Source organism: Floridaenema evergladense BLCC-F167 (assembly GCF_041929205.2).
Lineage (GTDB): Bacteria > Cyanobacteriota > Cyanobacteriia > Cyanobacteriales > Aerosakkonemataceae > Floridanema > Floridanema evergladense.
This window is the reverse complement of the sequence record NZ_CM171625.1, coordinates 5,670,655-5,693,402: the sequence shown is the minus strand read 5'-3', so window position 1 is coordinate 5,693,402 and position 22,748 is coordinate 5,670,655. Positions and strand designations below refer to the sequence as shown.

The following is a 22,748-nucleotide window of genomic DNA, read 5'->3' as shown; positions in this document are numbered from 1 at the left end:
AGTTACCAAAAGGTGTGAAGCAACTAAGTATAATTTTGCCAGTAAGAGCTAAAGGTTAACCGTGACAGTAAATCAGCCTCTCAAAAACTATATTAATGGGGAATGGCAGGGATCGAGTGCCAGCAACTACTTACAAGTAGTTAATCCTGCCACAACGGAAATATTAGGTACTGTACCTTTGTCACCCGCAAGTGAGGTAAACGCAGCAGTTGCAGCCGCAGCAACTGCGGGAAAAGTGTGGCGACAAACTCCGCCAACTGAACGAGTGCAGTATTTATTTACATTAAAAAACCTCTTAGAAGCAAGTTTCACAGATTTAGCAGAAACCATAACTATTGAGTGTGGTAAAACATTAACTGAAGCTAAAGGTGAACTGCGAAGGGCGATCGAAAATGTGGAAGTCGCCTGTGGTATTCCTATGTTAATGCAGGGATACAACTTAGAAGATGTGGCGCGGGGAATAGACGAATTTATGATTCGGCAACCTGTGGGAGTCACGGCGATAATTTGCCCTTTTAACTTTCCGGGAATGATTCCTTTTTGGTTTTTACCATATTCCATTGCCTGTGGAAATACGGTAATTGTGAAACCTTCGGAAAAAGTACCTTTGACAATGGAAAAAATTTTCCAATTGTTAGAGCAAACTAAACTGCCAAAAGGAGTAGTAAATTTAGTTAACGGTGCTAAAGAAGCGGTAGATGCTATTTTAGATCATCCTACAATTCGGGCAATTAGTTTTGTTGGTTCTACACCAGTTGCCAAGTATATTTATAGTCGCGCCGCTGCTAATGGGAAGCGCGTTCAATGCCAAGGCGGGGCGAAAAATCCAATTATAGTTTTACCGGATGCAGATATAGAAACAACGGTAAAAATTGCGGCTGATAGTGCTTTTGGTTGTGCGGGACAACGTTGTTTAGCGGCATCTTTGGCGGTGACAGTTGGAGAAGCAAAAGATAGTTTCACAGAGGCGATCGCAAACGCTGCATCTAAGCGCGTGGTAGGATACGGTTTAGAGCCGAACGTGGAAATGGGGCCAGTAATTTCTCCTGAGAGCAAACAAAGAATTGAAAATTTAATTCAAGTGGGTATTAATGAAGGGGGAAATTTATTAGTTGATGGCAGAAACCCGCAAATTTCCGGTTATGAAAAAGGTAACTTTATTAAACCGACAATTCTGCAAAACATTAATCCTCAAGGAGAAATTGCTCGTACAGAAATTTTTGGCCCGGTGTTAGGTTTAATTCATTTAGATACTATTGAGGATGCGATCGCATTTGTCAACAGCGGCGACTGGGGAAACATGGCTTGTTTATTCACCACAAATGGTGCCGCTGCTCGAAAATTCCGCTATGAAGCCGAAGCTGGTAATATTGGCATTAATATTGGCGTAGCTGCGCCAATGGCATTCTTTCCTTTTAGCGGTTGGAAAGCGAGTTTCTTCGGCGACTTACACGGACAAGGAAGAGACGCTGTAGAATTTTTCACCCAAACAAAAGTTATTGTTGAACGTTGGCCTAAAAATTGGTCAAGGCAATTTTAGAAATTGGTATGTTGTTGCGCTTGAAAGCTATTAATTAAGAGCTTTTATTTCATCTGTGAACAAAGATTCTAAATCACCCTTGATTAATCAGCAATTTAGTTCTTAGAACCGTACCTTATCAGATCGAGAAACGCTATAATTAGAAATTAACTATCAATGTTTAGCGATCGCTTCCAAGGAAATTTCCTCACCTAAATGTTGCTCTATATACTCAATTGTCTGCTTCAATGAGATTAAAATTCTTAAACTCCAGTTTCAAGAGGAACTAAAATAAGGGACATACTGTATGAAAATTGGAATTGTAGGTTCGGGAAATATGGGTGGAAGTCTGGGTAAAATCTGGGCAAAAGCTGGATATCAAGTGGTTTTTTCTTATTCCAGAGATGAGAATAAGCTACATCAATTAGCAGCTTCAGTAGGAGGAAATGCTACTGTTGGAACACCCGCCGAAGCCGTATCTCAAAGTGATGTTGTAATGCTTGCAGTGTGGGTTCCGGCAATAGAAGAAGTGTTGGTCAAAGCAGGTTCTCTTGATGGCAAAATTGTCATTACTTGTGTTAGTGGGTTGCGTCCTGATTTTACAGGTGAAACGATCGGAATCGCCACCGACTTAAAATTTTCCGTTGGCGAAACCATTCAAAAAGCTGCACCCAAAGCCAAAGTTGTAGAAGCATTTAACATGACATTTGCAGAAATTCTCGCTTCCGATTCTCGGCAATTTGGTAGCGATCGACCTAGTATTTTTTATTGTGGAGATGATGCAGAAGCAAAAAAAGTAGTAGCAGAATTAATTGAAGTTTGTGGTTATGAAGCTGTAGATGCAGGTAATTTGATAGTTGCCCGTTCCTTAGAAACCTTAGCAACTGCCTGGGTTCAATTTGCTGCTGCCAGTCATTTATTCCCCAATTTGGCACTAAAAGCCCTGCGAAGATAATAAATTTATCAACACTCTAGAGGCGAAGCAAACGGAGCAGAAATCTAGGGTTTGAGCCATAATATTGTTGCCCGAATGCTTCGCCCCTACCCTTAATTCGGGCTTGCTGTGTTAAAGATAATTTGTACAAGAGAAATCAGCAAACTTTCCTTCATGGTTGAGGAAAGCAACTTCATTTTCAATGCCGAAAAAAAACATACAGATAGTAGGTGAAACCGCTCATTTATTTACTATTGTAGAGTGCGTTACGCTGCGTTAACGCACTCTACAGTTTTAAAAGTTAATTATCCATTATTATTTTTTATTTCTGTTGAATCTTGAGAGTGTTTTGCTAACGGCATGACTAAGATTTTATCAACTCGGTTGCCGTCCATATCTACTACTTCAAAACAAAAATCTTTCCACTCAAATTTATCGGTAGCGATGGGGATTTTGCCTAAATGCGCCATTACTAAACCACCCATTGTATTGTAACTGCCTCTTTGTTCGCGAGTCAATTCTTCAATTTCAAACATTTCTAAAAATTCATCTACAGAAAACATTCCATCAATTAACCAAGAGCCATCATCCCGTTGCACGGCTGAGGGTTCGTCAGTATCGTAAACTGAGGGAATTTCTCCGACAATTTCTACTAAAATATCATTGAGAGTAACTAAACCTTGAATTACTCCGTATTCATCAACTACAAATACAATATGAGTCCCTGTTTGTTTAAACATTTCTAGAGTTTTTAACCCTCTAGTGCTTTCTGGAACAAACAAAGGTCGGCGCAAAGATGCAGATAAATCTAATGGTTGGGATTCTAAACAACGAGAAAGAATATCGGTGACTGATAATACGCCAAGGACATTATCTAATTCTCGTTGGCAAACAGGAAAGCGGGAATGTTGGCTGTTAGTAATTTTTTGTCGATTTACTTCTGTGGAATCTTCGATGTTTAACCAAACTATTTCTGGTCGAGGTGTCATTAATGCGCTGACTGGTCGATCGCCTAAGCGGAACACTCTTCCTACCATATCTTGTTCGGCTTCTTCAAAAGTTCCGGCTTCTGTACCTTGCTCAATTAATACTTTAATTTCTTCTTCTGTGACTTCGGGTTCTACAGAAGGTCTAATTCCTAATATTCGTAATACTAACTGAGTGGAAGCACCCAAAAAAGAAACAAAAGGCGCAGTAACGATCGCCAAAAATCGCATCGGTATAGCCACAATTGATGCGATCGGTTCGGGACTATTTAACGCCATGCGCTTAGGCACTAATTCACCGATGATTAACGTTAAATAAGTAATAATTAAAACGGCAATTACGGAGGCGATCGGATCGACGTAAGCTCTGAGAAAGGGGATATTAGCTAAGATTGGTCTGACATACCTAGCGATCGTCGTTTCACCAAAAGCACCAGAAACAATGCTCAACAAGGTAATGCCAATTTGCACTGTGGGGAGAAACTTATTCGGCGCATTTGCTAAAGATAAAGCGAGTTCAGCTTTATTGTCACGGATAGCCATCTGTTGCAAGCGTACCTTGCGGGAGGAGACGATCGCCATCTCCGACATCACCAGAAAGCCGTTCGAGACAATCAGCAGTAAGATAATCAGAAAATCGGTAGTTAGAGACATGGGATCTGAGAATATAAGGCAAAAAAAGGCTCCAAAGCAGATGGCAGAAAGGTTTGTTCAGCTTTTATATTCAGCTTTTATTCAATCATTTCTACCCTGCTGCACTAATTAAATGCTAAATCCTATAAAACGATAATCTACTTCCAGAAAGTTAAAACCTGGGGGTAAATGCAGTTTCCTTATTTAAAATGGTTCTTTAGAGGTAGAGCGATCGAAACTATTGCTTTCCCTACCTTCCGTCTTCCACTGTAAAGCAAACTCTTCAATCTAAAATCCAAAATCCAAAATCTAAAATCCAATGACCTTTTCTTCGATTATCCGTGCTTTGGGCCGATCGCCACTGACTAACGAAATTCTCACCAAGCTTAACCGACAACAGCATCTCAGGTTGAGCGGTGTTCCGCGTCTTCCCAAGGGTTTAGTCGCTTCGGCGATCGCGCAAACTGCGGCAAAAAACCTGTTTGTCGTCACCGCTACTTTGGAAGAGGCGGGACGTTGGACGGCGCAGTTAGAAGCGATGGGTTGGCAAACGGTGCATTTTTATCCGACTTCGGAAGCTTCTCCCTACGAACCTTATGCGCCGGAGTCGGAGATGACTTGGGGACAAATGCAGGTTTTGTCGGATTTGATTAGTCATGGGTCAGAGGAATCAGCGGGTAAAATGGCGATCGTGGCGACTGAGCGATCGCTTCAACCCCATTTGCCACCACCAAACGTCTTTCAAGAGTATTGTTTGACTCTGAAGTTGGGAGAAAGCACGGATTTGGATGATTTTTCCCGAAAGTTGGCGCTTATGGGTTATGAACGGGTTTCTTTGGTGGAAACTGAGGGTCAATGGAGTCGTCGCGGCGATATTATTGATGTTTTCCCGGTTTCGGCTGAGTTACCTGTAAGGTTGGAGTGGTTTGGCGATGATTTGGAGAAGATTCGGGAGTTTGATCCTTCTACTCAGCGATCTTTGGATAAAATTGAGCGTTTGTTGTTGACTCCGACGGATTTTACGGCGATTTACCGGGGAGTTTTGGGGGAGGAATTGAACCACGATAGCGAAGCGAAACGCGATAGCGTTTTAGACACGAAGGACACGAAGGAAGAGGAAGAGGAGGAGAGGGAAGAGGTTTGGCGGTTGTTGCGATCGGCTTTTGCGGAACCTGCTTGTTTGTTGGATTATTTGCCGGATCTTACTTTGATTGCTGTTGATGAACCGGAACAGTGTGAGGCGCATAATGCTGTTTGGTTTAATGCGGTTGAGGAACAGTGGAAGTTGGGGACTAGGGACTGGGGACTGGGGACTGGGGATGGATCTACTATTCCTAAGTTGCATTGTTCTTTTGAGAGTTGTTTGGGGTATGGTTCGCGGTTTCATCGGGTAGATTTGTCGGAAATTGCGGAAGATTCTTCGCTTAATTTGTCTAGTCGTCCGGTTCCGGCGACTCCCCATCAGTTTGCTAAGTTGGCGGAAACTTTAAGACAGGAAAGGGAACGGAATTTTGCAATTTGGATTGTTTCGGCGCAACCTTCGCGATCGGTTGCTTTGTTGCAAGAACATGATTGTCCGGCGCAATTTGTTCCGAATCCTCGCGATTTTCAAGCAATCGAAAAGTTACAGGTTCAGCATACGCCTGTGGCGGTGAAATATTCCGGTTTGGCGGAGTTGGAAGGGTTTATTTTGCCGACTTTTCGCTTGGTTGTTGTGACCGATCGCGAATTTTACGGACAACATTCTTTAGCTACACCAAGTTATATTCGCAAACGGCGACGTGCAGCTTCTAAACAAGTTGACCCGAACAAGTTACAAGCGGGTGATTATGTAGTCCATAAAAGTCACGGAATTGGCAAGTTTCTGAAGTTAGAAAAGCTAACAATTAATAATGAAACTCGCGAATATTTGGTAGTTCAATATGCTGATGGTTTACTCAAAGTAGCAGCAGATCAATTGGGTGGTTTGTCGAGATTTAGAAGTACGACAGATAAACCCCCAGAATTAAACAAAATGACCGGGAAAGCTTGGGAAAATACCAAGTCAAAAGTTCGCAAAGCAATCAAAAAACTGGCAGTTGATTTATTGAAATTATACGCTCAACGCGCTCAACAGGAAGGTTTTACTTATCCGGTTGATAGTCCTTGGCAAGAAGAAATGGAAGATTCTTTCCCTTACCAACCAACCCCAGATCAATTAAAGGCAACCCAAGATGTCAAACGGGATATGGAATCGCCTCGACCAATGGATCGTTTGGTTTGTGGCGATGTTGGTTTTGGGAAAACGGAAGTTGCAATTCGGGCAATTTTTAAAGCGGTGACTGCTGGTAAACAAGTCGCCGTTTTAGCACCAACAACAGTTTTAACTCAGCAACATTATCACACTTTAAAAGAGCGTTTTGCTCCCTATCCAATTAACGTCGGTTTGTTGAATAGATTCCGCACCGAAGAGGAAAAACGCGATATAATTCGCCGCCTCGCAACGGGTGAATTAGATATAGTTGTGGGAACTCAACAACTGTTAGGTAAAACTATCGCTTACCGAGATCTGGGTTTATTGGTAGTGGATGAAGAACAACGGTTTGGTGTTAACCAAAAGGAGAAAATTAAGAGTTTAAAAACGCAAGTTGACGTATTAACTTTGACCGCAACTCCAATTCCCAGAACTTTATATATGTCGCTTTCGGGAATTAGAGAAATGAGTTTAATTACAACTCCGCCTCCTTCCCGTCGTCCGATTAAAACACATCTTGCACCTTACGATCCAGAAGCAGTGAGAACAGCAATTCGTCAAGAACTCGATCGCGGAGGACAAATATTTTATGTAGTTCCCAGAATAGAAGGAATTGAAGAAACAGCGACAAAAATAAGAGAAATGGTTCCCGGTGCGCGAATTGCGATCGCACATGGTCAACTCGATGAAGCTGAATTAGAATCCACAATGTTAACCTTCAGTAATGGCGAAGCAGATATCTTAGTTTGCACCACAATTATTGAGTCTGGTTTAGACATTCCTCGCGTTAATACTATCCTGATTGAAGATGCACAAAAATTCGGTTTAGCTCAACTTTATCAATTACGAGGAAGAGTTGGTCGTGCAGGAATTCAAGCACACGCTTGGTTATTTTATCCCAAGAAAAGTCAACTTTCTGAGGCGGCGCGTCAACGTTTACGAGCTATTCAAGAATTTACTCAATTAGGTTCTGGTTATCAATTAGCAATGCGCGATATGGAAATTCGTGGCGTTGGTAATTTGTTGGGTGCGGAACAGTCGGGACAAATGAATGCGATCGGTTTTGACCTCTATACAGAAATGTTACAAGAGGCGATTCAAGAAATTCGCGGTCAAGAAATTCCCCAAGTTGATGATACGCAAATCGATCTGTCTTTGACGGCGTTTATTCCCTCTGATTATATAACAGATTTGGATCAAAAGATGAGCGCTTATCGATCGGTCGCAGCGGCTAAATCGAAAGAAGAATTAGAGCAAATTGTGGCGGAATGGAGCGATCGTTATGGCAATATTCCTCCTGCTGCAAGACAATTGTTAAGAGTAATGGAACTCAAACAAGTGGCGAGAAAATTAGGTTTTTCGCGCATCAAACCTGATGGGAAACAGCACGTTATTTTGGAAACTAAAATGGAGGAACCAGCTTGGAATATCTTAGCGGGGAATTTGCCGGAAAATTTGCGATCGCGTTTTGTCTTTACTCCGGGTAAAATAACTATTCGAGGCTTAGGTGTGGTAAGTGCTGATAAACAATTACAAAGTTTAATCGATTGGTTAAGCAAAATGCAGGGAGCATTACTAGAACCTGAACTCGCTCTTAATTAGTACGTTGTTGCGCTTCAGCGCTCTTATCAAGAATTGTTATAAGAGCGCTGAAGCGCAACAACATACCTGACAAAGGACAAAGGACAAATGACAACTTTAGAAACTCGTTTACGATTCCTTCAGGAAGTGGCTATTTTTCAGGAAATTGAACACAATGATTTTTTGCCAGAACTCGCTAAAAGTTTAGAAGAAGTTGTGTTTCCTGCTAATCACACAATTTTTACTAAAGGTGATGAGGGACAATTGCTTTATATTTTGGTTTCTGGTAAGGTCAAGGTACATTTAGATGATTTTACTCTTGCTTATTTAGAACCGGGTAGTTATTTTGGCGAAATGGCGTTATTTGAATCTCGGACGCGATCGGCTTCTGCTACTGCTATTGAAGAGTCTAAATGTTTAATTTTAACTGGGCAACAAGTCTATCAAGCAATTAAGCAAAGTCCTGATATTGCTATCAATATTATTCAACTTCTTGCCCAAAGAATTCGCAAATATAATCGACTTTTCGGCGCTTCTGAAGAACTATTTTACTTAAAATTGAAAAAGTCAGCTTGAGTATAACTCAGATCTTGCATCAGGGGAGGTAGAACCTCCCAGATCCTCGTTCCCAGGTTCAACCTGGGAACGAAGAATAGAGGCTCTGCCTCTTGGCACAAGATCTGAGTATAAGTCGAAATGTTTTACATTAGAAATTAGGAATGGGTAATTGCTTATGATGCTCAGTGAAACTAACCTGCAACTTTTACAAGGTATCCCAATGTTTCGGGATATTGAACGAGAAGAAGTTTTATCACGACTCGCTAATAATTTTTCAGAAGTAGAGTTTCCCGCAGGTTACACCATTTTCAAACAAGGCGGAACAGGCTCTTTCTTTTACATTTTAATTTCTGGTGTTGTACAAGTTCATTTAGGAGGTTTGCAACTAGCACAGTTAGAAACAGGCGCATATTTTGGTGAAATGTCCATATTTGCTCCTGAACCTCATTCTGTTTCAGTAACAACTTTGTCACCTTGTAAGTGTTTAGTATTAACCCAAGAACAAATTTATGAACTAATTAAAGAAAGCCCAGAAATTGGGGTGAATATTATTCGGGTACTAGCGGGAAGAGTGCGGATATTGAATCAACAATTTAGTGCTTGTTTGCGCGGTTTCCTCACAATAGCTTGGGCAGATGGAGAATATAATGAAGAAGAAAAAGAAGTCATTGAAAATTTACTCCAAGATAACATTTACCCCGATACAAATATAGGTTCTCTACACCCAATTTCTGCTACAGAATTAGCTGCTGCTTTACATGGCAATAAATCCTTAATTGAAAACTTTGTTAGAACCGCAGTAATTGTGGCTTTAGCTAATGGGACTTATTCGGAATCTGAAGATCGAGTATTACGAGAGTTTTGTACTGCTTTATTAGGTGAAAAATTAGATATTTTAGAAGCGTTAAGAACTCTACTAAGTCCAGAAAGTTTAGAGGTAAAAACACAGATTTCTGCAAAAGGAAAACCTATTTTCGTTACTCCAAGTGATGTATTACAACCTGTACGGAAATTTTTGGATGACATGGATATTGATAGCCCTTATATGGCGCGATTTTTGTGTAAAATGATTCCGCCCCAATGTCCTTTTGAACGGGATATAGTTTTGTTTGGACATAAAGTGATACATATTCCGCCAATGTGTAAGCTAAACCCATTGTACGAACAGTTAGTAGGTTTGCGTTTTCGGGCACTTTCTTATTTAGCTGATGAGTGTAAAGAGGATATTTCCCAATACATTTAATCAAAAAAAAGGTGGGTTTTATGCCCACCTAAGTTTATGAAGAAGTTGGAAAATGGAAAACTTGAAATTTAAACTTTTTCGCTTTGATAAACAGGAGTAACTGTGAGGGTAAATGTTGTAGTTGATTGTTTAAAATCAGTTTTTTTGGGCTTGGCTGAAACTAGCCCTTTGGCAACAAAAGAAGTTAAGAAAGTAATCAGATATAAAGGTACAACCAAAGGCCAAGAAATGGTGATTATAACTAATACTACAAAAGATAAGAAATAACTTTCTGGAGTTGGTGCAGCGTAAGGTTTAAAAAAATCTAACCAGTTTTTGCCAAAATAGAAACTGATTAAAAGATAAATAATTATTGAAGTAGCTATCACTAAGTTCACTGTAGTTCATCCTAAAAAACTTCCCACTAAGAAAATTGTAGTGTTTGCGAAAGTGATTTTAAGAATTTATCCAAATGTTTCACATAAAATTCATCAAATTTGAGTGTTTATAAAGTTTCTTTGAAATTAGCGATCGCTTCTTCATAAACTGCCAAAGTCTCTTGGTTCACTCTGGAAACATTTAACCACTCTAAATTTGTTTTAGCTTGATGTTGCCATTTGTGCAGCATTTCAGGCGAGTTCAACAAATTAGATAAAGCATTTGCCAAAGCACAACTATTTTTTGGAGTAACTAAAATTCCCGCTTTTCCATTATCCAATGCTTCCGGTATACCATCAACATTAGTTGCTACAATTGCACAGCCTGCTTCTCGCGCTTCCGAGAGTACTAAACCGAAAGGTTCTTGATGGGAAGCTAACACAAATATGTCGCAAGATAGAAGATATTTTTGCGGTTCTGGCTGAAAACCTACAAAGTGAATTCGATCGCTAAAAGCTGTATTTTGCGCCTGATTTTCAAATATTACTCTATCCGGGCCATTGCCGACTAAATATAAATGTAATCCGGGAAAGTTAGCGGCAATTTTGCTAAAAGCATCAATGAGTTCAGCTATACCTTTGCGATGATACATTCCGGCGACAGTGACGATCGCCGGACGTGATAAAACTAATGGTTGATACTCTGAAATATTGCGAGTGCGAGGACTACCCAAAGTGCCATTGTAAACTACAGAAATTTTGCTTTTAGGGATACCACGCCGCATCATAGAAAAGGCTACAGCATTACTAATTGCAATTACGCGATCGGCTAAACCCATTAATATTGCACTGCGTTGAAATTCATTATGCACCGTTGAAATTAAAGCATAATTAAACCCCGGTTTTAATAATCTTGCTAACACGACTCCTGTCATCATGTGAGCCTGTACAATATCCGGCTGAAATTCGCGTACTATTTCCCGATAAAATCGAGTGGCCTTAATTAAATTAACCGGATTTCTTGCCTGATTTAAAACAAAATGCTTCACTCCATATTGTGCTAACAAAACTTCAAATTCGCCCCCCGCAGAAGCAACAGCAACCTGATGACCTGCTTTAGCTTGGAGACAGGAGAGGTCGATCGCCACATTGATAATACCATTACCAATTTCTCGAACGTCATTTAAAAGATGTAAAATTTTCACGGTTAGGGACTAGGGATTGGGGACTAGGGATTGGGGACTGGGGAAAAGAAAAAATAATTATTCTTTCCTCTTTCTCTTCCTCTGTGTCCTCTGCGTCTGGAGCGGTTTAACAAATATTTATTACAACAAATTAGCCGACAGCTGATAATTTTTTTGAGACTCAACACCTAAAACTTTGAGATATTGATCTACAACATTATCCACAGTAAAATCTAAAGCTCTTTCCTGCAACAATTGCGAATTAGTTGGGTTTTTCAACGCCTCTAAAATAGCATTTGCCAAAGCATTCACATCTCCCACTGAAACTAACTTACCATACTTTCCATTTTCCAAAATTTCTGCTGGACCACTCGGACAATCAGTAGAAACAACCGGAGTACCAACCGCCATTGCTTCCGCTACCACATTACCAAAACCCTCCCAAGCAGAAGAAAGTACAAACAATTTCGCCTTTGCCATATAAGTATATGGATTATCTTTAAATCCCGGCATATCTACATCATTTTCTAATCCTAATTCTCGCACCAAAGCTTCTAATTGAAGACGCTTCTCTCCCTCACCTAAAATCATTAACTTAGCCGAAATTTGCTGTTTTACAATGGCAAAAGCTTTAATCAAAGTAGGAAAATCTTTTTGTGGGACTAATCTACCTACTCCTAGAATTACTGGCGGTTCTCCTGATGTAAACCAAGGGCGATCGATCGGTTCTTTTGCCTTCTCAAATAATTCCGGCATGACTACAGGATTGTAAATTACATCGATGTTATTTACAGGTACTCCTGAAATTTGCGAAACATCTTCAGCAACACCTTGAGAAGCGGCAATAATTCCATCAGCTAAAGGATACCATTGTTTGACTAAATAAGGTCTAATTTTGCTCATAATTCCAGAGTCATTTCGGAATTGTTGAGAAAGATTTGTTTGGACACACATAATTATTTTCGTCGGTGTGTCAGAAAGACGTTTTGCCCAAGTAGCAGCGCTGAGAATATCTAAAGCCGAAAGCAGAAATGTAGGCTGTTCCAGTTGCAAATAACGCCGCAAATTTAAGGTTTTCCAAAAGATGACTGGAGAGCGAGAATTTAAGTTAATTAATCGCACTTCTGGAGGGATTTTTTCTAAATATTCACCTTCAGCTTGAGCGAGTATTAAATCAGTTTTAATTCCCCGTTTGGCTGTACCTGTGGCTAAGTGTAACATGGCTCTTTCTGCACCGCCGCCATCAAGGTTAGGAAGGAAAAAACTGAGAGAAAGATTTGGGTTAGTCATAGGTTTAGGATGGGTAATCTTTGTTAAGGACTGAGCGCAAGTATTAATGCTTTATCTGGTATGTTCAAATTGATAGTTGAAGTAGAAGATATTGGCTGAGAAGACATATTGCCATTGTCGTCTAGGGAATAGCTAATTACTTCTTTAATCGGCGTACTCAAACTAATAGTAACGGGAATATCTGGGGGTGTAATTTCTCGCACGGGTGTACTGCTGATGTCGCCGTTAGAAATTTCATGCCAAAGTGCTAAGTAAAAGGTGCCATTTTGTTTTTGTAGTAAGAGGTGATGGAGGTATTGGGTGCGATCGTACTCTGGAGGCGGATTAACAGAAATGCTGTAATCTAACGAACTAGGAGTAAAATTAGCACCAGGATCTTTGAGCAAGTCAATTACATTTTTCAAAGCTGTGTAAGCAGGTTTTGGACTTAGATCGTTACGCAATAAACCAAAATTTGCTTCTGGATTATCAGGGTTATTGAACTCATCAAGAAATTCATAAGATGTAGTACGAATAATGCCTTTGCGAAAATATTCTAAAAATAATCGTGGCATATATTTGCCTTGCATTCGCTCAGAAATACCATTTCTAGAAGTGTTGTAACCTGTTTCTGTTGCTGCCATTGGTTTGTTACCAAATGGCGGTGCCCAAATATCAAAAGCATAAGGCCATTCATCAATATTAACTGCCGGAAAATTCCCCTGCCAAAAGTACTTTTCGATCGTGTTATAACTAAAAGGTGCGCTATAACTATTACCGCCACCTGGATAGGGGTGAAAACTCCCCCAATCAACATAATTAGTTAAGGTATCTTTTCCCAAAGGTGACTTAGTTTCGTAACCGTAACTTTGTCCTAATGCTGGCCCGATTACGGTAAGATTTTTCGTGTTAGGATCGCTTTTTAAAGTGGTATAAAGGTCTTTTTGAAAAGCAATTACGCCTTCAGGAAAACCTTGATTTTGATAAGAAATATTGGAACGAGGCCAAAAAATATCTGGTTCATTTGGCCCTTCTACAGAATCAATAGCAGCAGTGGGTTGATTAGCAGCTGCGATCGCATCTTTAAGTTGAGTAGGAGTACCTTCACTTGGTTGAACTCCCACTTGACTTTTAATTCCAACTGCGGCTAAATCTTGGATGCGAGGAGAGAGAGTATCGCGCACATGACGGATACCTAATTCCACTAATTTTTGCTTGACTTCTTCATATCTGGAACCGTAGGGAGTATCGGGATAACCCCAGTGAGTAACCACGCCAATACTATCAACAAAAGCATCGGCACTTTTAGCAATTTCAACATTGGTATTTGGTGCAGCTTGGGGATTATTTGATTTCATTTCCTGCCCTATTGAAACTACTAAAATAAACAGCAATGTGGCTGTAATTATGGTGATTAATCTCTGTTTATTCATCTGCGGTAAAAATTTCCTTTTCTAATCTTTCCTTTTCATTTCCGCAAGATATCACCCCGATCAATAATTGACTAATCTGTTGATTAATTGTTGTCAAGTCAAAGCGTTGACTAGCAACAATTTGCCCTTGTTGGGCAATCGTTTCACATAACTCTGGATGCTGGCGACAGTGATTAATAATTTCTGCCAATTCCAGAGAATTTCCAGGTGTTACCAACCAACCTGTTTTTTGATGTTCGACTAATTCGATCGCACCTCCAGCTTTAGCAGCAATTACAGGTTTCCTGCATAACATTGCTTCGACAATTACTCGCCCAAAAGGTTCAGGTGAAATTGAAGTATGAGTAATTAAATCGCAAGCTTTCATTAAAGGTACGATATCTGCTTGAAACCCTAAGAACTTCACCCTTTTTTCTAAACCTAAATTTGCTACTTGTTTGTGTAACTCTTGGACATAATCTTCTTCACCAAATAGGGCATCTCCAACTAAAATTGCTGTGACATTATCCGGGCAATGGGTAAGTGATTCAATTAAAATATGCTGCCCTTTCCAAGGAGATAAACGGCTAAAATGTCCAATGACAAATTGCCGATCTATTCCTAAATTTTGTCTAAGGTAGTAAATTTTTGATTCATCAATGTCATAAATTTTAGATGTAAAACCATTATAAACAACTTTAGTAATTTCTGGGTTTCCTCCTGCTTCGATAAATGCTGTTTTGGTTGCTTGAGAATTAGCTATTACTAATGATGCAAAACGATTAGCTAATGTAACAGCAATCTGACGGTTAATTTTACTGAAATGCTCTAAAGAGAGGATGTCATGTAAGTGATAAACTAGAGGACGATTGGTGAAGAAACTGGCGATCGCACCCACTACTAAAGCTTTTTGCGTATTAGCATAAATTAAATCATAATTATGGCTAATTTTAATTACTTCACTAATCAAAGGTGTAATTTGACCAAAACTACTCAAACCTTGAATCAAACTGCTCTCTTTCCTAACTTTGATTGCCTGATTTGTTAAAACTTGAACAGGAATTTCTTGTTGTTCTAGCAACTCTTTAAAAGCACCATCAGCAAACAAACCTACTAAACATTTATCTCGATAAGGTTTCGCAATATCCAACAAGCACAATTCTGCGCCTCCTGGTTTCCCGCTTTGATCAAGAAATAGAATTTTCATCATCAATTTATCGCTAGGTTAACTGTAAATTTTCCAAGGCGAATTATTAGCAAAAAGCATATTTTTTAAATGCTGACGACTCAAATTTTCCGAACAGTATTTTTCAGCAAACTTTTTGCCATTTTCACCAAGTCTCTGACATTTTTTCGGGTCATTCCAAAGATTAACAATTGCTTCTGCTAAAGCATCTGGCGCAAATGGTTTGCAGGTAACGCCATTATAATCGTCTATTACATAGTCACTAACTCCACGAGAATTAGTAATAATAAATCCTTTGCTAAGGTGCATTGCAGCAACTAAAGTAAAGTGACCGCAAGGTACTTCTGCACCTTTAAGTGGTAACACCATAAACCGAGAATGTTTCAGGATATTCATAGCATGAGGTTCAGAAATGTTCACCAAAACTTTGACATTTGGTGGAATTTCTAAATCTTTTCTATTACTAGGTCTAACCACAATAACCATCTTTAAATCTGGCAATATTTTCATAGCTTCCATGAGAGTTTTATAGTCTCGCGCATTACCCCCAATAGCACAGATATAATCGCTTTCTTCTAGTGGTGCTTGCGGTTCAACTCTTGGTGGATTCATACACCAAAGTTTCGTTTCAATAAGTTCTTGGGAAATCCCAAAATATTCGCTGTAAAGTTGCTTTTCTAATTGGGAATGAACGATGAATTGATTGACTTTTTTAAAAGCTATTTTCATGAATTGGCGTTTTAACCCATGAGGCAATTCATGAAAGTTGAAAGAATAGGCAATGTGCTTAGTTTTTACACCTAAGCAGAAGGCAAAAAAAGCACACCAAAATGATAATCTGGGATTGTGTGCAACCAGTAAATCAGCTTGATGTTGTTTTGCAGAACGAACTGCTTCTAAACAGGTACGAACTCCTGATAATCGAGTGTATTTTTCTAAAATTCCTCGTGGTTTATCATAATGAAAATGCCAATGGAGTTGATATTCGCTTAGTTCAGGTGCGAACCATTGCCAGTTTTCGCCCCAAGCAGGTGTACAGCAAACAATACTAGAAGGATTTTTCATGGTTAAAAATCAGGTTTAAAAACGAGTAAGTTGATGTGATTGATTGCGATTTTCTTGAGTTGTTGAATTAAGTAGATTGCCCTGACAAACCCAGAAGGTAAAAAACACTATTATTAGTACAAAAATAGCACTAATAATTTGTCCAGTTCGTTCTTCTAAACCAGCTTCTAGTGTTAACATAACCTGATGTTGTCCTGGCGGTATCGACACACTTAATAAACCCTCACCTGTTGATGGTTGTACTGGCAAAAGACGCGACTCACCGTTAATTTTGGCAGTCCAACCAGGATAGTAAAATTGATGGATACTTACCCAAAGATTAGTTGTGGCATTGCTTTGCAGAACTATATTTCTTGGTTGCCATTTTTCGACTGATAAATTACCTTGTCCGACAGCTATTTTTGCTCGTTCAAAGCTATTAGCTAATTGTCTAATTCCCGATTCTGCAAAGATTTCTGGAGATACCCATTTCGGGCGGTATTCCGGTGCATCTAAACTAACACTTAATTCTTGATTAACGTCTATTGGCTTTTCTAGGCTAGTGTATTTAATCAAGAGTTCAGAATTAGTATAAATATATGTGACTACAGCACCAGATAATAAAAGAATAGCAATTAGTGAAGCTGCGATCGCTAAAATTTGCTTAGTAGCAATGTTAATTGGTTTTTGAATTGCTGCAATTCCTAATGCTATAAGTGCTGTAGTAGCTACTGTCAAAATAGTATTAAATCGCCAAGGATGCTGAATTCTTTGAATTATAAAAAAGATTTGCCATATTGGTTTACTTAAAGGTAACGTCATCAAAAAAGCACTGACAGCAATGATAATCCAATATAGACTTTCTTTTCTAATTGTTGGTAAGGGATGCTTTTTAGCGATGACAAACGCTGCACAAGCTAACCCAGTTACAAGTACAGTTTGCAAACCTAAATATTGCACAAATTTAGAATTAAAGAAATGCTCTCCCCAAAACAAAAAGTTGCTATCATAAAAATATCTCCCTGTCGTTATTGCTGTCATGGAAATGTATTTTTGGGTAGTCATGGCAGGCAATAAGTAAATTGCCGACAAACCAATGCCAAGTAGCATAGCAATTATGAGAGATATTAAAGCTGATTTTCTTTGTTTTCTTGGAGTTAATACTAATAGATAAGAAATAGGAATAATGGAAAACATTAACACAGTTATTAAGTGAGTCATAATTAACAGAGCGTAGCTAATAGCAAAACCTACCACAGCAAATTTAGAGCCTCTGCTAATTTTGCGAGTGAAATATAAAAGTAAGGGAAGCCAAACAAAACTCCAGTGTTCTGCGTAGGCAAAACGAGTGTAAAAATCAACTGCCCAGTGATAAGGCAAAGCCATATAAAGAATTGCTGCCATAAACGCTGGAGTTTTATTAGTAATATCTTTTAACCAAATATAAGCAGTAATTCCAGAGGCTATGAGAGCTAAAGCAGCAGATAAACTTATTGGATGCCAACCATATTGATCGTTGGGGAAAAAAGGATGAAATAAACTACTAAAATAATAGGAAATAGGCCCATAAAAGAAAAAAGCTGGACTCCCTAAGCCTGAGTTCATATTTTGCAGCCATCTAGGGTAAAGTTCTCCAGCCCAAAACTGTTCAGCGAAATTTTTCGCCCATTTTAAATGAAAGGCAATTAAGTCATGTGCTTCGTAAACTTGCCCGAAAATTGCTGGAATAGCCAGGATAAATCCAATCAGGACTATTCCTAAAATATGAATTCTTGTAATCTGTTTCTTTTGAATTAATAACATGACAGTAATTTCCTGTAATTCAATGCTAAATACTTAAGTTTTTGCGGGAGTATTCTTTGGTTGAGTGTTGTATTTATGCGCTGCTAAAGCTATACCTAAAAATCCCCACAAAACAACACCAAAAACCCCAGCAGTTGCGCCATTTAAACCTATTTGAGCGAATACACCAAAGCTAATAGCACGAGCCGCACCCATAAAGGAATCAAAACGAACTTCAGGGTATTGTAATAAGCTAAAAATTAATAAGATAATTCCGCCTAAGTAGGGGAGAGCGCCCAACCAACCAAATGAGTAAAAGATGTCTAAAATGCCACTGTCAATATTAGGGCCTAAAGCTGCATTTCCTCCTAAGCCATTACCAATAATTTGTGTTAAAGCAATACCTAAATAAGTTTGATAGCGTTCAGATCTTTCGTTGTAACTTACATCATCGTCAGCATTAGAAAGGGATTGAATTCTGGGGGCAATTACGGAAGAGAAAGGTTCAACATTAGCTAAGGGAACTACGAGAATTACTATTACTAAAAGTGTAATAATTAATCGCATTTGCAATTTAGCTTTGAGTGATGAAGTTAAGATAAAAATTGCTACTAACCAACCTAACCAAACTGCTCTTGCTGATGATAAAAGTAGGGAGAGATAACCCACTCCGGCAGATGCAAAACGTAAAGATCCTTTGCCATTAAATAGTAGTAATAAACCTGCCATCATTACTACGGCAAAGGGTTGAGGAGAATTCATGGTACTAAATACCCGAATTCCTAAAGGTTCAGGCGATCCAAATGCAACTGCTCCGGTATTGACAATCCAAAATCTATCCCATTCAGGTGCTACTAAATATTGCCATACTCCGTAGCTTCCAGTTACTAATACTCCCCATAAAAAAGTGCGTTGAATATTTTGACTAAGTTGGGGATAATTTCGCCAGTTTATGAATAAATGAAATCCGAAAGCGATCGGAGTTAGCCAGTTAAGACAAGCAAGCATAGCAGAAGTAGGTGAGGCTTGAATTAAGCCGATTAAAAAAGCGTAACCAACTCCTAAAAAAGATAGGATAAAAGGCAATCCTCCTTGGTAATAACTTTGGGGAAGATAGCGTAAAAAAGAAGCAAATGTAATTAGGGTAACTAAGGGTGGTGCTAACAAAATTGGACTAGGATCTACCCAACCACTTTTGAGATCCACTAAGCGACGAATCCAAGGTGCGAGAAACCATATCCACCAAGTAAAACCTATGTAAAGAATGGGATATCTTCGATATAAAAATACTCCAACTATAAAAGATGCTGCGGGAAACATTAAACGTAAAATCCCACCTGCATTCGCCAATATACAGACTGCTATGAAGAGTGTGAAACCTAGAATTACTGTCCAAGCTTGGGCAGGTTGTAAACTAATATGAAAGCTTTTTTTGGGTAGGTAATTAGTCATTAGCGATCGCACTTTTGTTGACAAGCTTGTTCGTATAATCCCAGATTTTTCTGAGCAATTTTTGCCCAACTGTAAATTTGTGCAGTCGCATAAGCATTGCGCCGCAATTGTTCTAACAAAGAATGATTAGTAATCAAGTTTCGTTGGTGTAATAGGGAATTACTTTTACGCGATCGCGCACTCTTTGATCGAAATCTGCATAAACTTGCGCTGGATCGGGACATTCAAAACATTTTGTTCTTAAACTTTTAGCCAACTTTGCCTAATTCATGCTGCATTTGGTGATATTTCCAAAGTTTGCCTCGCTGTTCCAACAATTCGTTGTATTTTCCCTGTTCGACAATCTTTCCTGCTTCTAGAACTACCACTTTGTTGGCTCTAACGATTGTCGAAAGTCGATGAGCGATCGCAATTACTGTCCTACCTTGAGATAGTTTTTCTAAAGACTCTTGAATCAACCTTTCAGAAACAGAATCTAAGGCACTTGTCGCTTCATCTAAAATCAGAATTTCTGGGTCACGTAGTAACGCACGAGCGATCGCAATTCGCTGCCTTTGACCACCAGACAACCTCACGCCTCTGTCCCCTAATTGAGTATCAAAACCTTCCGGTAATTCCTGGATAAATTCCCAAGCATTAGCTAATTTAGCCGCTGTCAAAATTGCTTTTTCATCAGCATTTTCTGTGCCATAAGCAATATTATCTCGCACCGAAGCATTGAAGATAAATGTATCCTGACTCACCACCGCTAACTTGCGACGCAAGGAATTAATTTCAAACTCTCGCAAATCGATCCCATCAATTAAAATTTGCCCTGCGGTAGGATCGTAAAATCGGGGAATCAAATCTGCCAAAGTAGATTTTCCTGCACCTGAAGCTCCTACTAATGCCGTTGTTTTTCCCTTTTTAATGGTTAAGGTAACATTGTGCAGTACCAAATTATTTGTGTCATAACCAAAATCAACTGATACAAATTCAACGCCTCTTTCTAAACCAGTGAACGGTAATTTACCATCGATTAAATATGGCTTATCATCAGTTCTCAGCAGTTCCTTAATAGAGCTTAATGGCCCTTGAAAGCTGCTAATTTGTGCCCGCGAACCATTCATTTGTCGGATAATTGGCATTAAGCGAAATAAGACAAATAAAAATGTTAGTAATCCTGCCGGACTCAGTTGTGATTTAGGAATTAAAGTAGCGAATGCTAACAACAAAATTCCTACTAAAATTGCCGTCGCTCCCCCTTCAGCTAAAGGTTCAACAGATGCACTTGCAGCCAAGCCTTTAATTGCTGCTTTTTTCAGTCGCGAACTAGCATCGTAAAACCTTTTTCGCTCAAAATCTTGAGTGGCAAAAGCTTGAACTGTGCGAATCCCATTAATAAATTCCAGCGCTACTGAAGCATACCAACCGCCTGCTTTAGACCACTCAAAACTAGCTTCTCTAACCCTCCCTAATAAGGTAGTAATTGCTGCTGATAATAAACCAAACAGCATTATTGAAATAACAGTTAACTGCCAAGAGAGGAGAAGCATTGAAATGATATAAGCAATTAAAGTAGAGCTTCTAGTAATTAAAAAAGAAGTAATGCCAAAAGCATGGGATATTTGGTGTACTTCCGAAGTTAAACTATTAACTAACTCACCAGAACGAATTTTGGCAAAGTATCTTAAGCTGAGAGATTGCAACTGTTCAAAAATCCTTTTACGTAAGCGATCGGCTAAAGTGTGATTGGCAATTTCGCTGTATACTTGACCCAAATAAGTAAACCCAGTTCGTAATAAAGTTACTACTAAAATCAGGGCTGAAACTCGATAAAGTCGCTCCATATTTGAAGTATTTATTCCTAAAAACCAAATGTCAAACCAGTGAATTCCCGTTTGAATTGGCTTGGCTTGAGGGTCTGTTAAACTTTGGAGAAAAGCTAACAAAAATCCAACTCCAAATCCCTCAAAAGCTGCTGCCATAAAAGTAAAAAATAGAGCTAATAATGCGACTTTACGAAGGTATTTGAATTCTCGGAGAATTATGTAGTTTTCTTGCCAAAATCTTGTAGCTTTGAGTAAATTCCGAAGCGGTGTTAGCTGTTTAAGAGTCATGCAATTTTCCCAGGTCAGTTATGAATTAATAAGCGCCGAAACCCGAAATAACTTTGAGCATTGTTAGTGGTAATATTTTCAAGTCTCGCCACAAAGACCAGCTATGCAAATATTCTAAATCGCAACGATTTACAGCATCTAAATCTAACAAATTCGATCGCGCTTTTACCTGCCAATCTCCAGTTATGCCTGGTAGTGCATTTAATCTTTTTTGTCCTTTTTTGTTAATCCTGATTGCATCGTACAAAGCCCAAGGACGAGGCCCGACTAAACTCATTTCACCCCGTAATACATTAAATAATTGTGGCAATTCATCCAAGCTATATTTACGCATCCATCGTCCTAAAGGAGTAACGCGAAAATCATCTTTGCATTTGTGCAAACCTTTCTGATTTGCCATTACCTGATGGTGATACTTTTCTGCATCCACTATCATTGTCCTGAATTTCAAGATGCGAAATAATTTGCCTCTTTCTCCCACGCGCCATTGAGTGTAGAAAATTGGCCCTGAAGAATTAGCCCGGATTAGTATTGCCAGTCCCAGCATTAGTGGACTTAATACTGTTAGTAATAAAGCTGCAACGCTCCAGTCAAACACACGCTTGAGACCCCAGCTGAGGGGATTCCGCATTCTCGGTAATCCGTGAGCAGAAGGCAAGCGTAAATATACTGCTTTGTTAGCTTGCTCGCCCGCATCTGCCCAAAGTCTTAGTTTATCCTCGCTGATGTCTGGATCGAGTAAAACCAAGCGTACAGGCGAGTTTTGTAGGCATTTAACCAGTAGTTCTCGGTTCTCCAAGGCTGGTAAATATGGTTGATTTGTTCCAGGGCGGGAACTTACCAGTAACTTACCGAGTCTCCACTTAAGTATATACTTAGGCTCGGCATAATCAAAGTTTTGCCGATCGCCTGGTATCAATTCTTTTAAGGTACAAACTTTAAAAGTTGTCATCTGCTTTTCCCTTTTACGAAATCACTTTAAGGTAATTTGTAGTTAATGTTGCCATTGATTAAAGAGCCTGGTACTCAAGGTACTTGAACTAGTTCAATTTGTTTAGTATGTAATTGTCTTTGCTTTCATAGTCTAGTTATGAAGTTTTATTAAAACGTCTATCTAAAGGATGAAGAATCTGTTAGTTTACCTAATTTAAAATCAACATTAAATAGAGCTTGCTGAAAAAATTTTTGGGTAGCCGATCGCTGGATATACCAATTATTAGATTTCGGACGATCAAACATATCGTTATTAAATTACAAAGCAAAAAAAACTTAAACGT

Annotated in this window: 18 protein-coding genes and 1 pseudogene; 6 read left to right on the top strand and 13 right to left on the bottom strand. The window is 39.1% G+C overall.

The annotated features are described in order from the left end of the window. The first annotated feature begins 61 nt into the window (after positions 1-61). Positions 62-1,540, top strand: a complete 1,479-nt coding sequence (locus tag ACE1CA_RS27300) for a CoA-acylating methylmalonate-semialdehyde dehydrogenase (protein ID WP_413281505.1) — start codon at positions 62-64, stop codon at positions 1,538-1,540. A gap of 286 nt (positions 1,541-1,826) precedes the next feature. Beyond that, positions 1,827-2,474, top strand: a complete 648-nt coding sequence (locus ACE1CA_RS27295) for an NADPH-dependent F420 reductase (RefSeq protein ID WP_413281506.1) — start codon at positions 1,827-1,829, stop codon at positions 2,472-2,474. 284 nt (positions 2,475-2,758) lie between these two features. Here ACE1CA_RS27295 and ACE1CA_RS27290 read toward each other — a convergent pair whose 3' ends face one another. Continuing rightward, entirely contained in the window at positions 2,759-4,093 is a 1,335-nt protein-coding gene (locus ACE1CA_RS27290; protein WP_413281507.1) for a hemolysin family protein, read from the bottom strand. Positions 4,094-4,391: 298 nt separating this feature from the next. On the opposite strand from ACE1CA_RS27290, the gene mfd reads away from it, so the two are divergent. The 4 genes and pseudogenes from mfd (at position 4,392) to ACE1CA_RS27270 (ending at position 9,687) form a co-directional block, all read left to right on the top strand. Continuing rightward, complete coding sequence (mfd, locus tag ACE1CA_RS27285) at positions 4,392-7,907, top strand: transcription-repair coupling factor (RefSeq protein WP_413281508.1); 3,516 nt, start codon at positions 4,392-4,394, stop codon at positions 7,905-7,907. Between the two features lie 87 nt (positions 7,908-7,994). Beyond that, positions 7,995-8,462: a cyclic nucleotide-binding domain-containing protein gene (locus ACE1CA_RS27280; protein ID WP_413281509.1), complete on the top strand. Its 468-nt coding sequence runs from the start codon at positions 7,995-7,997 to the stop codon at positions 8,460-8,462. Positions 8,463-8,619: 157 nt separating this feature from the next. Then, a pseudogene (locus ACE1CA_RS27275) lies at positions 8,620-8,910 on the top strand (cyclic nucleotide-binding domain-containing protein); the annotation flags it as partial. Positions 8,911-9,015: 105 nt separating this feature from the next. Continuing rightward, positions 9,016-9,687, top strand: coding sequence for a Mo-dependent nitrogenase C-terminal domain-containing protein (locus ACE1CA_RS27270; RefSeq protein ID WP_459563726.1), 672 nt, complete (start codon positions 9,016-9,018; stop codon positions 9,685-9,687). A 68-nt stretch (positions 9,688-9,755) separates the two neighbouring features. On the opposite strand, the gene ACE1CA_RS27265 is transcribed toward ACE1CA_RS27270, so the two are convergent. The 12 genes from ACE1CA_RS27265 to hepC all read right to left on the bottom strand — a co-directional run bounded on the left by ACE1CA_RS27265 (position 9,756) and on the right by hepC (position 22,423). After that, positions 9,756-10,064, bottom strand: coding sequence for a hypothetical protein (locus tag ACE1CA_RS27265; protein ID WP_413281511.1), 309 nt, complete (start codon positions 10,062-10,064; stop codon positions 9,756-9,758). Between the two features lie 107 nt (positions 10,065-10,171). Beyond that, on the bottom strand, positions 10,172-11,248 hold the full coding sequence (locus tag ACE1CA_RS27260) for a glycosyltransferase family 4 protein (RefSeq protein WP_413281512.1): 1,077 nt from the start codon (positions 11,246-11,248) through the stop codon (positions 10,172-10,174). A gap of 120 nt (positions 11,249-11,368) precedes the next feature. Then, a complete protein-coding gene (locus ACE1CA_RS27255; RefSeq protein WP_413281513.1) occupies positions 11,369-12,517 on the bottom strand; it encodes a glycosyltransferase in 1,149 nt (382 codons plus the stop codon). 23 nt (positions 12,518-12,540) lie between these two features. Beyond that, a complete protein-coding gene (locus ACE1CA_RS27250) occupies positions 12,541-13,929 on the bottom strand; it encodes a hypothetical protein (RefSeq protein ID WP_413281514.1) in 1,389 nt (462 codons plus the stop codon). Next, a complete protein-coding gene (locus tag ACE1CA_RS27245; protein WP_459563727.1) occupies positions 13,922-15,115 on the bottom strand; it encodes a glycosyltransferase in 1,194 nt (397 codons plus the stop codon). The genes ACE1CA_RS27250 and ACE1CA_RS27245 overlap by 8 nt, the downstream gene beginning before the upstream one ends. Before the next feature lie 18 nt (positions 15,116-15,133). Further along, the gene (locus ACE1CA_RS27240) at positions 15,134-16,159 is read right to left on the bottom strand and encodes a glycosyltransferase family 4 protein (RefSeq protein WP_413281516.1); all 1,026 of its coding nucleotides are present in this window, start codon (positions 16,157-16,159) and stop codon (positions 15,134-15,136) included. A 15-nt stretch (positions 16,160-16,174) separates the two neighbouring features. Continuing rightward, positions 16,175-17,941: a 6-pyruvoyl-tetrahydropterin synthase-related protein gene (locus ACE1CA_RS27235; protein WP_413281517.1), complete on the bottom strand. Its 1,767-nt coding sequence runs from the start codon at positions 17,939-17,941 to the stop codon at positions 16,175-16,177. A 33-nt stretch (positions 17,942-17,974) separates the two neighbouring features. Then, on the bottom strand, positions 17,975-19,372 hold the full coding sequence (locus ACE1CA_RS27230; protein ID WP_413281518.1) for an O-antigen ligase domain-containing protein: 1,398 nt from the start codon (positions 19,370-19,372) through the stop codon (positions 17,975-17,977). Beyond that, positions 19,372-19,509, bottom strand: coding sequence for a hypothetical protein (locus ACE1CA_RS27225; RefSeq protein ID WP_413281519.1), 138 nt, complete (start codon positions 19,507-19,509; stop codon positions 19,372-19,374). Before ACE1CA_RS27225 ends, ACE1CA_RS27230 begins: the two co-directional genes overlap by 1 nt. Next, a complete protein-coding gene (locus ACE1CA_RS27220) occupies positions 19,506-19,628 on the bottom strand; it encodes a hypothetical protein (RefSeq protein ID WP_413281520.1) in 123 nt (40 codons plus the stop codon). The genes ACE1CA_RS27225 and ACE1CA_RS27220 overlap by 4 nt, the downstream gene beginning before the upstream one ends. Then, positions 19,621-21,471 carry a heterocyst formation ABC transporter subunit HepA gene (gene hepA / locus ACE1CA_RS27215; protein WP_413281521.1) on the bottom strand — a complete coding sequence of 617 codons (1,851 nt, stop codon included), beginning with the start codon at positions 21,469-21,471 and terminating at the stop codon, positions 19,621-19,623. Before hepA ends, ACE1CA_RS27220 begins: the two co-directional genes overlap by 8 nt. A 25-nt stretch (positions 21,472-21,496) precedes the next feature. Beyond that, the gene (hepC, locus tag ACE1CA_RS27210) at positions 21,497-22,423 is read right to left on the bottom strand and encodes a heterocyst development glycosyltransferase HepC (protein ID WP_413281522.1); all 927 of its coding nucleotides are present in this window, start codon (positions 22,421-22,423) and stop codon (positions 21,497-21,499) included. Positions 22,424-22,748 lie beyond the last annotated feature (325 nt).

Coding starts and splice junctions, on each gene's coding strand:
- ACE1CA_RS27290 (WP_413281507.1), bottom strand. CDS start 4,093: ATGTCTCTAACTACCGATTTTCTGATTATCTTACTGCTGATTGTCTCG.
- ACE1CA_RS27250 (WP_413281514.1), bottom strand. CDS start 13,929: ATGAATAAACAGAGATTAATCACCATAATTACAGCCACATTGCTGTTT.
- ACE1CA_RS27295 (WP_413281506.1), top strand. CDS start 1,827: ATGAAAATTGGAATTGTAGGTTCGGGAAATATGGGTGGAAGTCTGGGT.
- ACE1CA_RS27235 (WP_413281517.1), bottom strand. CDS start 17,941: ATGTTATTAATTCAAAAGAAACAGATTACAAGAATTCATATTTTAGGA.
- ACE1CA_RS27280 (WP_413281509.1), top strand. CDS start 7,995: ATGACAACTTTAGAAACTCGTTTACGATTCCTTCAGGAAGTGGCTATT.
- hepC (WP_413281522.1), bottom strand. CDS start 22,423: ATGACAACTTTTAAAGTTTGTACCTTAAAAGAATTGATACCAGGCGAT.
- mfd (WP_413281508.1), top strand. CDS start 4,392: ATGACCTTTTCTTCGATTATCCGTGCTTTGGGCCGATCGCCACTGACT.
- ACE1CA_RS27255 (WP_413281513.1), bottom strand. CDS start 12,517: ATGACTAACCCAAATCTTTCTCTCAGTTTTTTCCTTCCTAACCTTGAT.
- ACE1CA_RS27230 (WP_413281518.1), bottom strand. CDS start 19,372: ATGACTAATTACCTACCCAAAAAAAGCTTTCATATTAGTTTACAACCT.
- ACE1CA_RS27245 (WP_459563727.1), bottom strand. CDS start 15,115: ATGAAAATTCTATTTCTTGATCAAAGCGGGAAACCAGGAGGCGCAGAA.
- hepA (WP_413281521.1), bottom strand. CDS start 21,471: ATGACTCTTAAACAGCTAACACCGCTTCGGAATTTACTCAAAGCTACA.
- ACE1CA_RS27240 (WP_413281516.1), bottom strand. CDS start 16,159: ATGAAAAATCCTTCTAGTATTGTTTGCTGTACACCTGCTTGGGGCGAA.